The 12,839-nt window shown below is 39.6% G+C and carries 13 protein-coding genes; 11 read left to right on the top strand and 2 right to left on the bottom strand.

Annotated elements, in window-relative coordinates; translation table 11 throughout:
- Positions 1-9 precede the first annotated feature (9 nt).
- The 8 genes from ACOQOA_RS08240 to ACOQOA_RS08205 all read left to right on the top strand — a co-directional run bounded on the left by ACOQOA_RS08240 (position 10) and on the right by ACOQOA_RS08205 (position 6,609).
- Complete coding sequence (locus ACOQOA_RS08240) at positions 10-651, top strand: sugar transferase (protein ID WP_420548168.1); 642 nt, start codon at positions 10-12, stop codon at positions 649-651.
- 180 nt (positions 652-831) lie between these two features.
- Positions 832-1,146 (top strand): STAS domain-containing protein, encoded by a 315-nt coding sequence (locus ACOQOA_RS08235; RefSeq protein ID WP_420548167.1) that lies wholly within the window; start codon positions 832-834, stop codon positions 1,144-1,146.
- A 10-nt stretch (positions 1,147-1,156) separates the two neighbouring features.
- Positions 1,157-1,558, top strand: a complete 402-nt coding sequence (locus ACOQOA_RS08230; RefSeq protein ID WP_420548166.1) for a hypothetical protein — start codon at positions 1,157-1,159, stop codon at positions 1,556-1,558.
- Complete coding sequence (locus ACOQOA_RS08225; protein ID WP_420548165.1) at positions 1,555-3,672, top strand: SLBB domain-containing protein; 2,118 nt, start codon at positions 1,555-1,557, stop codon at positions 3,670-3,672. The genes ACOQOA_RS08230 and ACOQOA_RS08225 overlap by 4 nt, the downstream gene beginning before the upstream one ends.
- A gap of 2 nt (positions 3,673-3,674) precedes the next feature.
- Positions 3,675-4,382, top strand: a complete 708-nt coding sequence (locus ACOQOA_RS08220; protein WP_420548164.1) for a tyrosine-protein kinase family protein — start codon at positions 3,675-3,677, stop codon at positions 4,380-4,382.
- A 75-nt stretch (positions 4,383-4,457) separates the two neighbouring features.
- Complete coding sequence (locus ACOQOA_RS08215) at positions 4,458-5,912, top strand: sigma-54-dependent transcriptional regulator (protein WP_420548163.1); 1,455 nt, start codon at positions 4,458-4,460, stop codon at positions 5,910-5,912.
- Between the two features lie 132 nt (positions 5,913-6,044).
- On the top strand, positions 6,045-6,212 hold the full coding sequence (locus ACOQOA_RS08210) for a hypothetical protein (RefSeq protein WP_420548162.1): 168 nt from the start codon (positions 6,045-6,047) through the stop codon (positions 6,210-6,212).
- A 37-nt stretch (positions 6,213-6,249) separates the two neighbouring features.
- Positions 6,250-6,609 carry a hypothetical protein gene (locus ACOQOA_RS08205; RefSeq protein ID WP_420548161.1) on the top strand — a complete coding sequence of 120 codons (360 nt, stop codon included), beginning with the start codon at positions 6,250-6,252 and terminating at the stop codon, positions 6,607-6,609.
- A 176-nt stretch (positions 6,610-6,785) separates the two neighbouring features.
- Here the strand turns inward: ACOQOA_RS08205 and ACOQOA_RS08200 are convergent, their stop codons facing one another.
- Positions 6,786-7,193: a response regulator gene (locus tag ACOQOA_RS08200; RefSeq protein ID WP_420548160.1), complete on the bottom strand. Its 408-nt coding sequence runs from the start codon at positions 7,191-7,193 to the stop codon at positions 6,786-6,788.
- A 204-nt stretch (positions 7,194-7,397) separates the two neighbouring features.
- On the opposite strand from ACOQOA_RS08200, the gene ACOQOA_RS08195 reads away from it, so the two are divergent.
- Complete coding sequence (locus ACOQOA_RS08195; RefSeq protein WP_420548159.1) at positions 7,398-7,763, top strand: hypothetical protein; 366 nt, start codon at positions 7,398-7,400, stop codon at positions 7,761-7,763.
- Here the strand turns inward: ACOQOA_RS08195 and ACOQOA_RS08190 are convergent.
- Positions 7,760-9,748, bottom strand: a complete 1,989-nt coding sequence (locus ACOQOA_RS08190; RefSeq protein WP_420548158.1) for a response regulator — start codon at positions 9,746-9,748, stop codon at positions 7,760-7,762. The genes ACOQOA_RS08195 and ACOQOA_RS08190 overlap by 4 nt on opposite strands.
- Before the next feature lie 256 nt (positions 9,749-10,004).
- On the opposite strand from ACOQOA_RS08190, the gene ACOQOA_RS08185 reads away from it, so the two are divergent.
- Positions 10,005-10,373, top strand: coding sequence for a response regulator (locus tag ACOQOA_RS08185; protein ID WP_420548157.1), 369 nt, complete (start codon positions 10,005-10,007; stop codon positions 10,371-10,373).
- 458 nt (positions 10,374-10,831) lie between these two features.
- Complete coding sequence (locus ACOQOA_RS08180) at positions 10,832-12,808, top strand: acyltransferase family protein (protein WP_420548156.1); 1,977 nt, start codon at positions 10,832-10,834, stop codon at positions 12,806-12,808.
- Positions 12,809-12,839 lie beyond the last annotated feature (31 nt).

Here is a 12,839-nt window from a genome sequence, read left to right as displayed (position 1 = left end):
GAGGTTACTATGAATAAAACAAACTTTATCCCGAGTTCTGTACAATTATGTAAAAGAGGCTTTGATCTTATCAGTGCGGGCATAGCCCTATTGCTTTTAAGTCCTCTTTTTCCAATCCTTGCTTTACTAATCAAACTGGATTCACCGGGTCCGATTATCTTTAAACAACAAAGAATTGGGCAGGTAACCGATCGATATGTGTCTTTCTTCTGGATGTATAAATTCCGTTCCATGCGTGAAGATGCTGAAGAAAAATCAGGTCCTGTCTGGGCCAGTGCCACGGATACACGCGTGACAAAGATAGGTAAATTCTTACGTAAAACACGGTTGGATGAATTGCCGCAACTGATTAACATCATCAAGGGTGATATGTCTTTAATTGGTCCTAGACCAGAACGTCCGGGCATGTATCCACAACTTGAAAATGCTATTCCTTATTTCACAGAACGGACCTATGGTGTACGTCCAGGTGTGACAGGTATGGCACAGGTGCTTCAGGGGTACACCGATACAGTGGATCAGGCACGAGACAAAGTTGCCTTTGATCATGCTTATGCTTTATCCCTATTTGATGTTCTGAGCTGGTTTAAAACAGATCTCAGAATCTTATGGATGACCGTGAGTGTGGTTGTTCTGAAAAAAGGCCAATAACACGAGCTTAAGTTCTAAATAAATATAATGCCCTCACACTTTAATTTTCTTTTTGCATCTCAAATTGCGAAAAGAAAATTTTTTTATAAGATTATATATTTAAGTGTATGATTTTATTTAATAAAATTTTGGCATATCTCCTGCTTTCTATAGATGTAGAAATAGTTTCAGGAGGATAAAATGTTAAATCATTCTGCCATACAGAACTCAGAAGTTCATACTCTTTCCCTTCAAGGTCCGCTGAATGCGGATGTGATGGATGATATCCGTGATTTATTTGATGAGATAGTCTTTCAAGTAAAAGAAGATATCGTAATTGATCTATCCCATGTCAGCAAACTGGATTCATCCGGTGTGGGAGCTCTGGTTTTCCTGTTTAAACGATTGAAAAGTGCAAATCGTAATCTACGGATTATTGGCGTGACGGGGCAACCTGAAGCCATCATTCGTTTGTTGCGGATGGAAAAGACAATCGAAACAGAGTTTTTGAACTGAGGAGGTCGTCATGTTGAAGAAACTTGTAATAACGGTCGTCCTTTTCTCTCTGAATGCTTGTGCGTACTGGCCGCCGGAAGGGCGCGGTGGTGAAGCAGAAGATTTCGCAACCATGCCAACATATGGAAACTATCTACGGGAAAAGAACCGTCGCATGATCGACTGTTTTGATCGAGAGATACAGGCCATGACAGCAGGTATTGCCGTAGAGTATCGACCGGCCAAGCTTGTTGAAATGTCCCGCCTATGGACACGTGCGATCAGAGCCCATTCGGCAAATTTTGATAGAGAGGCTCGTCAGGATTTAATTGATTTGAGTAACGAACTTCAACAATTGAAGTTGGATATTGCCGTTGAGTTTCCTGATGAATACGCCCCTATCCGCGAAAATCTAAAGAGGAGCTGCACATGATTGGCATCAAGAAGATTCTGTTGATGGTTGCGATAGCAATCTTCTGGAATATGGGCGTGTTTGCAAATGAAACAACTGATACACTGGAAGAACTTATTGAGATTGGCGATATCATCAAGGTAGATTTGCCGGGCGAGGAAAGTTTTGATGACCCTTATCAGGTGAAGCGTGACGGAAATGTTGTACTACCAGAAGTCGGTGCAATCTCCATAGTTGGTTTAACAGTAGAAGAAGCCCGCGCTAAGATCATTACAAGATTAGAGCTTGTTTATAAAGATTTATCCAGATTAGAAATTTTGGTTGCCGAACAACGTCTTTCTGTAATGGTTTTGGGATATGTCAAAACACCAGGACCTGTGGATTTACCACGTGATGCAACGGTACAAATGGCAATCAATGCAGCCGGTGGATTGGCGCAAGGTGCGCAACTAGACAAATTACAAGTGCGTCGTCAGGAAGGTATGATTACCTTTGACTATAAAGCTTATCTAGATACCGGTAATCCTGATATTTTACCATCTTTGCAAGCGATGGATACGATTTTTGTTCCTGCGTCGCCACTAACAGGGAATGTGCAAGTTGATTTCGATGCACGTACTCTGACTGCCGCTGGTGATGCGGGCGAAGACGGTCAGGCTGTGAAAGTATTTGGTGAAGTCCATCGCCCCGGCACATTTTCTTATAAAGGTGAACCCGATGTAATTGATTTAATCATGCGGGCTGGCGGGGTGACACGTTATGCCGGGATTGAGCAAATTCGTGTGATTTCCAGTGGTACACCATTCCCATTTAATATGCGTGAATATCTGGATACCGGTAACAAGTCTATTTTACCTGATTTACAGGCTGGTGATACGATTTTTGTGCCGCAAGCAAGCGATCAGGTCAAGGTTGGTGCACGCACAGTGTATGTGATGGGGGAAGTTTTTAAACCGGGTGCGTTTGAGACTAAAGAGGGGGCAAGTTTTTATGACATTTTGGCAAATGCGGGTGGTCCTACACGTTTTGCCGAGACTCGCCAAATTCGTATTTTACGTGCGGATGGTTCTGTTTTGCCTTTTGATTTACAGGCTTATGTTGATGGACCCAAATCGGTTCAATTGCCGGACATCATTCCCGGTGACGCTATTCTGGTGCCGGAAAAGGTGGATATGAATGAAAAATCCTGGTTAAAAGTGCCAACCACTCGCGCCATTCGTATTATTGGTGCAGTTCATCGTCCAGGTCGATATGAGTGGTCTGATGAAATGACCATGATGGATTTGATCGCTCACGCAGGTGGCCCGCGTAGTGAAGCAGATACAGCCCATATCAATGTATTACATGATGGAAAAAGCAGTAGCTTTAACTTGAAGAAATTCCTTGAAGAAGGAGGTGCTTTGGAAAGTGTGCCAACGTTAAGCGCAGGATATACCGTGGTTATACCGGAATTGCCAAAAGATCCTAATGACAATAGATCCCAATGGATTAGACAATCTAGCGAACGTTCAATCTATATCTTTGGGCAAGTGAATGCACCGGGTCGTTACGCCTTTAATGAAGATTTAAATTTCCTTGATATCCTTTCCGCAGCTCAAGGACCAACACAGGCTGCAGATACTCGTAACATCCGAATTTCCCACCGTGATTCCCGTGCTGCCCGTGTGACAAAGTTGAATTTACAACTTTATTTCCAAACAGGGGATGACACTCTGCTGCCGAAAGTGGCGCCGGAAGATGTGATTTATATTCCGGAACGTCAGGCGCAATTTTTGAACAAACCGAAAGAAGAAACTGTACGCATTATTGGGGCTATTGGAAGTCCGGGTCGCTATGACTTTGATGATACCATGACGATCCTTGATTTATTGGCAGAAGCGGGGGGGCCAACACCGAATGCGTTACCTGATCGAATTGTGGTTGTGAATAAACGTATGCAAGGTGAGCCCCATGCGCGCAGCTTTGATTTAGTCGACTTCGCTAAGACGGGTGATTTTAGAAAGCTGCCTGTTTTACGAGCGGGTGATATGGTCTATATCCCGAATAAAGATCAAAGCGGTTGGGCAGTTTTCTCAAAAACAATTCAGGATTCGGTTTCTATTTTAGCGCTTATTTCTCTGATCGGAGGACTATGATTATGTTTCAATTCCCAACTGGATATTCCGAAGTCACTCAACTTTATCGACAGACGATAGAGCAAAATTTAAAATTGATTGCAGTTGCCAGCGTAGATTCAGAAAATGGGGCTTCCACCTTATGTCAAACACTGGCAGAACGTTGTGCGCAAACAAATTGTAAAACATTGCTCATTGATCTGAATTTTGCGGCTCCGCATTTTCACAAGGTTTATAATGTTGAACGCGTAGATTGGTATCCAAATCAAGTTGAAAGTTTACCCATAAAAGCAACGAAATTGGATCATTTATCTATTCTTTCTATGCCAACAGAAAGTTCCAAACGATGGGAGTTTAGAGAATTAGAAAGTTTGCGAAAGTTTTTAGATGCTTTGCGCGAGGATTTTGACATTATAATTATGGATACGTCTCCGCTAAGTTCCAAAAACCAGGGGAATGTACCCCCCGAAACCATTTGCCAATGCGCTGACGGAACATTGTTAAGCGTATTAACCGGGGTAAATACGGAAACTCAAATTCGCGATGCCTATGATTTGTTAAAAAGTGCGGATGTAAATATTCATGGCGCTATTCTAAATGACAGATTTACGCCGAGCTTACTTTCAGAATTATTACGTGAAACTCGTAGAATCGAAAATTTTTTTCCTAAGCTAGTCAAACGATTGCAAGACGTATTACGCAATTCCACATTGCTCAATCAAGATATCTAGGGCAAGATATCTCTAATAGGATATGTAGGAATATCATAGTCTTGTAAATCAATTGGCTTAGGGGAAGCGGGTTTTATGGCAAACAAAAAGGTCTTGATGATTGAGGATGACCCAAGCGAAGTGGCCATCACCCAAGCCTATCTCTCAAAGGAAGCCTATGATTTCATAAGTGTGGATCGCGGTGATAAAGCTATTGAACTGCTTACTCATGCATGTCCTGATGCCGTTATTCTTGATCTTAAACTACCTGATATGGATGGCTTTGAAATTCTCCGACATATCGCAAATAATGAATTGCCTTGCGAAGTTGTAGTTATCACCGGTAATGGTTCTATGAATACGGCCGTTGAGGCCATGCAGCTTGGTGCCTGCGATTTCATGATCAAGCCATATAACAAGGAACGATTGCTCACCACCTTGAAAAATATGGTGGAAAATCAAAGTTTGAAGAGGATTGTTCGTACTTATCAGGAAGAAATTGATCGTCACGAATATTGTGGTTTTATTGGATCAAGCCTTGCGATGCAGCGTGTTTATCACATGATTGATAGTGCTGCAGAAAGTAAGGCGACTGTTTTCATCACAGGAGAAAGCGGTACAGGTAAAGAGGTTTGCGCCGAAGCTATTCATAGAAAATCCAATCGATCAAATGGACCGTTTATTGCCATAAACTGTGGTGCGATCCCCAAAGATTTGATTGAAAGTGAATTATTTGGTCATACTAAAGGAGCTTTCACCGGTGCGGTAAAGGAACGAGATGGTTCCGTTCGTTCAGCTCATGGCGGCACATTGTTTCTGGATGAAGTTTGTGAAATGGATATGGCTCTTCAGCCAAAGCTTCTTCGTTTTCTTCAAACTGGTACCTTTAACAAAGTTGGATCCGATAAGTTAGAACAGGTGGACGTACGGATTGTTTGTGCAACCAATAAAGATCCACTTGCAGAAGTTGCGGAAGGTAAATTCCGTGAGGACTTATATTATCGATTGCATGTTTTACCTATGCATTTACCCAAGTTGCAAGAACGTGAAAATGATGTTGTTGAAATCGCAAATCATTTCCTTAAAACCTATGCCCGCGAAGAACAGAAAGAATTTGAACGCTTTGCGACAGAAGTAGAGATGGTTTTTGCCAAATATAGTTGGCCTGGGAATATCAGACAGTTACAGAATGTTGTACGCAATATCGTTGTGTTAAATTCTGGAGATATTGTCACGCCATCTATGTTGCCGGCACCGCTAGACACGTTGATGGATGATAATCTTGCAGCTCACGTGTATCAGCGTGAAATGCAATCTTCTTTCGCCTCGCAACAAATGCCGCAAGCAATGAGCCCTTATGCAGCACAAAGTCCAATGACAACCAGTTTGCCGACCAGCCGGGAAACAATCCGCAAGATGTCAGATGTTGAGCGGGATCATATTGAGAATGCAATCGCATTATGCGACGGTAATGTACCACAAGCATCCCATTATCTGGGCATTAGTGCGGCGACTATTTATCGCAAGAAGAATGCGTGGAGATCAGATTAAATATTTGATTTATAACAAATATTTAATCTTATTTCAGGGCGATTTAATCGCCCTTTTTATTTGCCAGACGTGAAGGGGAAACGTGGCATCAACTTTGCTGTTCTTAATTATAAAGTTGAAAGGAGAACAGCAATGAAAACGCAAAAGAAAACATTTATTCTAAGTAAGAACCATGAGCCAGTTAAACTTGTTTATGATTCCTCACAAAGAGCACGTGCATTGATACAACGTATTCAGGAACGCTATCCCGATGATGATTGGTCAATTAATGTACGCTTCCCACTTTATGGCACCGATTAATTTTTAAAGAAAATTTGAATCATTAGAAGAATGTGTCGTGATGGATAAAGTGCCTCATTTAATTAACCACGTTGGTTTCAGGATAAAAACTCTGCAGATCAATCTCGTTTTGGCATTGATTGCATTGATTTTATTCCTGATTCCTTTGCCAGATATAGATAGTCTGCTCTTAACTGGTTATGAGGATAAGCTGGTTCACATTGGTGCTTTTGCCTTCTTCACCTTCTATTTCGGATATCGAAACCATATCTGGTCAATTCTTCCCCTGGTGTTTCTGGGAATTTTCATTGAAGCGATACAATTTTATATTCCGGATCGTTCCGCCTGTCTTTATGATATGGCATCAAATTGTTTTGGTATAGGAATAGGCTTCCTTGTGAAAATTAAACTCGCGTAAACCAGATAAGTATTTCCCTAGAACTTTATGGCCTGAATAATCTATATTCAGGTTATTTTTATGCATAGATTACAAAAAGATCAGCATAGAAGAGGTTCTCTATGCTGATCTTGGTAGTTTGTTTCATTTGTTCAATAGGTGGATTTTGCAGAATGTTTCGCATATTGAGAAACATCTTAAGAAGATTCCTGTTTTTGATTGATGTAGAAACCAACTTTTTGACTGATTTGTTGTAAATCTAAGGGTTTTGCGATGAAGGCTAATGCACCCGATTCAAAGGCTTCCTCTACATCGGAAACCAGTTTTTTAGAGGTTAGCATTATCACAGGGATATCATGTGTCTCTTCGTTTTGGCGTAATTCTTTTAGGACTTCTATGCCGGTTAGATCGGGCATCTTCCAATCCAATATGACGACATCTGGTTGATTTTCAAAGATTTTTTCCAAAGCTTCTGTGCCATTGGCAGCCTCCAAAATATCGTAACCTTCTTTTTGTCCCAGTCGCGCTTTAAGAATTGCACGTGTGCTTATCTCGTCATCTACGATCAAAACAGAGTTTGAATTTATATCTTTAAAACTACTCATAACGCTTTTCCTTTCATTAATTGTTATGAAAAGAATTGCAATTGGCGTACCTGATTTATCTGGGAGGTTGAGATAAATAAACGGCATAGGATTTGCCATTCATAACATAAAGGACGGCGTTTATCACAATTTGATTTTCTGACCGTTCATAGGAGCAAGACCCAATAGGGGGATTGGAAAATTCTTGATGATATGGAGAAGAAAATGTCGAGACTTACATATGAAATCCCAACACTTCCAATGGGGCAATCAGTTGGCAATATTGCAACAACAGAGCGTACTTGTCGTATCTATATTAACTGCCCCGAAGGTCGGGAAGAAGCAATTGTGAAAGGCCTTTATGAGAAGCTCAAATCAGAAGATATGAACTGTTCTGATATCGGTGGTTTGAGTGTTCAAATGGACCATGCCTGGTGGCGCGTTAGACCTTCCTTTACTCGTAATGCTTTAGTGGCGCGTATATCTGCATCATCACGAGATGAGTGTATCAACGCGCTGTATCACTTAAGATGTCATCTTTTATCTTTTGGGATCAATATGTCTGTGAAACCACAAAATATGTTGAATTAAAATTGTGCGAGATAGTTTTTAAGAGCTTCCATAGATTGATCATATATATGGAAGCTTTCCTTTGTTTGTTTGAGGGCCGTATCATCATCTTTAGAAGTAACAGCTGTCTCAATGCTTCTGAGGCAATCGTGTAAAGCATTTAATCCATAAGCTGCAGAACTGCTCGCTAAGGTATGGGATTCAAGTTCCAATGTTTGGAAGTCATGCGTCTTATATGCTTGTTTCATAGCTTCAATACGTTTTAGAGAATCCTTGAAATAAATATCTGCTAATTCTGGAACAATATCACGTCCAACATCAACCTCCAACTGTTTGAGGATAGTTTGGTCAAAGATAGATAATTGCTCATTTACCAGTGGTGTTTGTCCCGATGTATCTGATCCTGCAGGTTCAAACGATGCGGTAGATGTAGTTTCCAGATAGTCCTGTAATACTTCCAAAAGACGGGCACGTCTAACAGGTTTCCGCATGTAATCATCCATGCCAGCATCAAGGACTTTTTGTTTGTAACCTTCCATGGCATGGGCGGTCATTGCGACTATTGGAATTTGTTTGCCTGTCGGTAGTTTTCGAATGGCACCTGTTGCTTCGATCCCATCCATTTCAGGCATTGCAATATCCATAAAAACCAAGTCGTAAGGGAAACGTCTAACGGCTTCTACGGCTTCGGTACCGTCATTGGCGATATCAACCGTCAAATTTAATTTTTCCAGTAGAGCTTTGATAATAATAACATTAGCAGGGTTGTCTTCTGCGACCAAAATACGTTGTTTTTGGAATTGGGTGTTCGCGAAATCCTTTTCGGATGTCAGCACTTCTTCTTGTGGTGCGTTCGCTTCCGTTAAAGGCAAGTGAATGTAAAAAACACTACCTTCATTTTCTACACTTTCGAAGTTGATTTCACCGGACATTAATTCTGTGAGTTTTTTAGAGATGGCTAGGCCGAGGCCTGTTCCTTCGAATTTGCGGGAGTAAGATGAATCTAGCATGGAAAATTCCACAAATAACTCGCCATGTTTATCATGAGGTATACCGATGCCGGTGTCTTCGACAAAGAAACACAGTTTTTCTTGGGCTTGTTTAACACCTATTTTTACATATCCCGATTGTGTAAACTTTACCGCATTTCCAGCTAAATTAATCAGGATTTGGCGAATACGACCGGAGTCCGCCTCAATCCAGCGAGGAACTTCATCATCTATATCAATGATAAGATCTAATTCCTTGATTTGGCCTCTTGGGCGAATGATATCGGCAACACTATTAATCAGGGCATGAAGGTCAAAAATTTCAGATTCAAGCGTAAGTTTCCCGGCTTCCATCTTGGAAAAATCCAATACATCATTGATAACATTTAAAAGGGTTTCCGCAGAATTTCTACCGATCTGAACGTATTTATCCTGTTCTTTGTTGAGAACACTGTCATCCAATAACCCTAGGACACCAATCACTCCATTTAAAGGTGTGCGAATTTCATGGCTCATCATAGCCAAAAATTCAGATTTGGCTGCATTGGCAGCTTCTGCGCGACGTTTTGATTCTTCCAATCTTTCTTCATAGTTTTTGCGATCGGTGATATCACGCATATAGGCAACAAAAATGGTATCTCCATTTGCACCTTGCGCAACTTCAATTGCCAACTCAACAGGAAATATTGTGCCTGTTTTATGAAGAGCTGGTACTTCAATTCGTTGTCCAATTACTTTTTGGAAACCTGTTTTGTGATAAGTGGCCATACCTTCATCATGGGCGGCGCGTAAATCATGCGGAATAATTGTTTCTGCGAGAGATTTGCCAATAACTTCTGATCGGCTAAAGCCAAATGTTTTCTCAGAAGCTGGATTAAACTCAATAATATGACCTGTTTTATCTGCGATAATAATACAATCAAGGGAAGATTCTAAAACGGCCTCTACCATAGAGGATCGAACATCTTTTATTCCAAACTTGGATTTCAGTGTCGAAATTGTGTTAAATAATTTCATCTGAAAGCTCCTGATATATACATGCGAATTTGATTAGCTCATAGTGTAAATATTTCAATCGCAAGTTTAATGCCCATTTCAATTTAACAATAATTCAGGTTTTTGCGAGAAAAGTCATTGCAATTTGACGAAAAATCTCAATTTGAGACGCAACGTGATAGATTTGGATATAACAAACTATGTTTTAGACCGTTTCTCAGTGGCATGCCCTTTGCGCATCTTTAGCTAATTAACTTTCAACTCAAAGAGGCATGACATGTGGTTTTTTAAACGAAAAAAGAGGATACTCATCGTTGAAGATGACGAAGTAATACGACAAATTACGATGCGCAGAATGGAAAAGACGAATAAATTTATTCCTCTAGAGGCGGCAAATGTTGAATCCGCGATTGCTATCATTCATTCTGACAAACCAGACTATCTTTTATTGGATATTGTATTGAACGGGGAAAGTGGTTTTGATTTGCTGGAAATGATGAGGCTAAGAAAGGTACCGAACATCCCGACATTAATTACCTCAAATGACCAAAGAATTCGTAACATTGAAGATTCTTTAGGGCGCGGGATTATTGGTTATATCGTGAAGCCATATAACACCAAAGATATCATTTCAAAACTTAATTAGGCATATTCCCTGTTATAGAAATAAAGAAGATACCACTAAAAGCTTTGTAATTCTTAACTGTAAAGGGGAGTGTATCAATCTTAAGACTACAGGGGGCAGTAGCTGAGGTCCTATGCAATTTGGTAATTCAATCTTGCGTGAGGAAAATATAATGAATATCAGATGTTTTACTGAGATTTACACATTATAGTCTAATCTACTAAATAAAATTCATTTTCTTCGAATTTTATTTTAAGACGTGTAAAGATGATAGCAATTGAATTTGCAACTAAGTTCTTGCTTTATCGTCCAATTTTTTCTAATAGCTCTGTGAATGATTATTGATAAGTAACAGCTTTTTGACTTTGAGTGATCATAGGAATTGTCCAACATAAATCTTTCACTATAAGGATTTAGTAAAGTGATTTTTATCTTATCACATACGCCCATTCTGTTTGATTTCAATAAAGGAAATTAAAATGAATTATCGGGCAGATATTGATGGCTTGCGAGCTTGTGCTGTGATTCCTGTTATTTTATTTCATGCAGGGTTTGAAGCCTTTTCGGGAGGTTATGTTGGTGTTGATATTTTCTTCGTAATATCGGGGTTTTTAATTACCTCAATTATTTTGAAGGAGATAGATAACGAGAGTTTTTCAATAATAAATTTTTACGAGAGGCGTGCTCGGCGTATTTTGCCAGCTCTGGGTTTAATAAGCATACTTAGTATTCCATTTGCTTGGGCTTGGATGTTTCCCCAGCAGTTGCTGGATTATTCACAAAGCCTATTTTCTATGGGGTTGTTTTCGTCAAATTTCTTATTTTGGTGGGAAAGTGGCTATTTTGATTTAGTTGCTGAGGAAAAACCTTTTTTGCACACTTGGAGTCTTGCCGTAGAAGAGCAATTTTATGTTTTATTTCCCATACTTATGTGTGGACTTCTTGTTGTTTCTCGTAAATTGATTGTATCAATCATATTGATTTTGTGGCTTGCGAGTTATTTCTTTCTTGATATTGTATCGCTGTTTGAGATTCCTGAAAGCTTGTCGGCTTTGATTAATGAGCCTAAGTTTGCGTTCTTTCTTCCGTTTTCTCGAGCTTGGGAATTGTTAACTGGGGCTATTATCGCTTTTATTCTCTATCATAAGGAAATTAAAAGCAGTCAATTGTTATCGATTTTAGGGTTGTTGCTTCTTGTTTGCGGATTCTTTTTGCCTTTTTTAGAAAGCAGTCTTTCACGTTATAATGTTTTAGTTTCTGTGATCGGCACGGCCCTTATTATTCTATTTTCTTCTGCGGGCACAATTTCATATAAGCTTTTATCTTCTGGAATTTTAGTTGCTATTGGTTTGATAAGTTATAGTGCTTATTTGTGGCACATGCCTCTATTTGCTTTTGCAAGAATAAAGAGTTATTTTTCTCCGTCTGACTCTGTGTTTCTTCTTCTATCTGTACTGTCTTTAGTTTTAGGTTTTGTGAGTTGGAAGTATATCGAATTGCCGTTTAGAGATAGGACCAAATTTTCTCGCAAGCAGATATTTTTCTTTAGTTTCTTACTGCTAACTTTCTTCATTGGTGTAGGTGCGATTGGGCATTTGTATAAAGGATTCCCTGATCGATTATCAAATGAAGCACGAAACTTGATTGTGTCAACTAACTGGAGTCCGAAGTTGAAAGATTGTCATACTTCGGGGCAGGACTATTTACTACCAAGCCAAGCTTGTACCTATTTTAATGATAAAGTGACATGGGCTACATTAGGGGATAGCCATGTTATTGAGCTTTCGTATGCTTTAGCTTTAGAGCTAAAAGAGCAAGGCATAGGGCTTAAACATCTCAGTTATAGTGGTTGTCCGCCTTTGGTTTCAAATTACAGTGAAGTATATAAATACTGTTCAAGTTGGACAACTGAGGCAATTGATGAGCTAATTAATAAAGCTGACATAAAAAACGTGGTAATCAACTATCGTTACAGTTATCATTTATTTGGTGAAAATTTAAATCTATATCCCGATCACCCTGATTTTGAACCAGAATCAATTGGGGGAGATTTGTCTGTAACAGATAAGCGTGAACTCCTGTGGAGTTCGTTTAAGAATCTGCTGTTAGATTTAGCTGGGCATAAGGAAAATATATATATTCTATTGCCTTATCCTGAGCTTGATAAGAATGTTCAACGTATGATTTTTCGATCCGATATCGATGGTGCGATAGAACGGGTGATTGGTATTCCTCGTAGTCATTATGATGAGCGTAATTCTTTTATCTTGAATAAAATGAGAGATACTAAGTTTCCGGATAACATTACGTTTATAGATCCGAGTAAGTTTTTGTGTGACAATTCTTTTTGCTATGTGACACTTAATGGTGAATTAATGTATTTAGATTCAAATCATTTATCTGTTGAGGCAACGACTAGAATTGCAAGAGAGATCGTGTCATTTTCAGAACGATGATATAGTTTTGTGCATATGCATTTATCTCTGC

This window comes from Curvivirga sp. (assembly GCF_965219885.1).
GTDB lineage: Bacteria > Pseudomonadota > Alphaproteobacteria > UBA8366 > Aestuariispiraceae > Curvivirga.
The sequence above is the reverse complement of the archived record's forward strand: the minus strand, read 5'-3'. Positions and strand labels throughout refer to the sequence as shown.

Coding starts and splice junctions, on each gene's coding strand:
- ACOQOA_RS08240 (WP_420548168.1), top strand. CDS start 10: ATGAATAAAACAAACTTTATCCCGAGTTCTGTACAATTATGTAAAAGA.
- ACOQOA_RS08220 (WP_420548164.1), top strand. CDS start 3,675: ATGTTTCAATTCCCAACTGGATATTCCGAAGTCACTCAACTTTATCGA.
- ACOQOA_RS08190 (WP_420548158.1), bottom strand. CDS start 9,748: ATGAAATTATTTAACACAATTTCGACACTGAAATCCAAGTTTGGAATA.
- ACOQOA_RS08210 (WP_420548162.1), top strand. CDS start 6,045: ATGAAAACGCAAAAGAAAACATTTATTCTAAGTAAGAACCATGAGCCA.
- ACOQOA_RS08230 (WP_420548166.1), top strand. CDS start 1,157: ATGTTGAAGAAACTTGTAATAACGGTCGTCCTTTTCTCTCTGAATGCT.
- ACOQOA_RS08185 (WP_420548157.1), top strand. CDS start 10,005: ATGTGGTTTTTTAAACGAAAAAAGAGGATACTCATCGTTGAAGATGAC.
- ACOQOA_RS08215 (WP_420548163.1), top strand. CDS start 4,458: ATGGCAAACAAAAAGGTCTTGATGATTGAGGATGACCCAAGCGAAGTG.
- ACOQOA_RS08225 (WP_420548165.1), top strand. CDS start 1,555: ATGATTGGCATCAAGAAGATTCTGTTGATGGTTGCGATAGCAATCTTC.
- ACOQOA_RS08195 (WP_420548159.1), top strand. CDS start 7,398: ATGTCGAGACTTACATATGAAATCCCAACACTTCCAATGGGGCAATCA.
- ACOQOA_RS08200 (WP_420548160.1), bottom strand. CDS start 7,193: ATGAGTAGTTTTAAAGATATAAATTCAAACTCTGTTTTGATCGTAGAT.
- ACOQOA_RS08235 (WP_420548167.1), top strand. CDS start 832: ATGTTAAATCATTCTGCCATACAGAACTCAGAAGTTCATACTCTTTCC.
- ACOQOA_RS08180 (WP_420548156.1), top strand. CDS start 10,832: ATGAATTATCGGGCAGATATTGATGGCTTGCGAGCTTGTGCTGTGATT.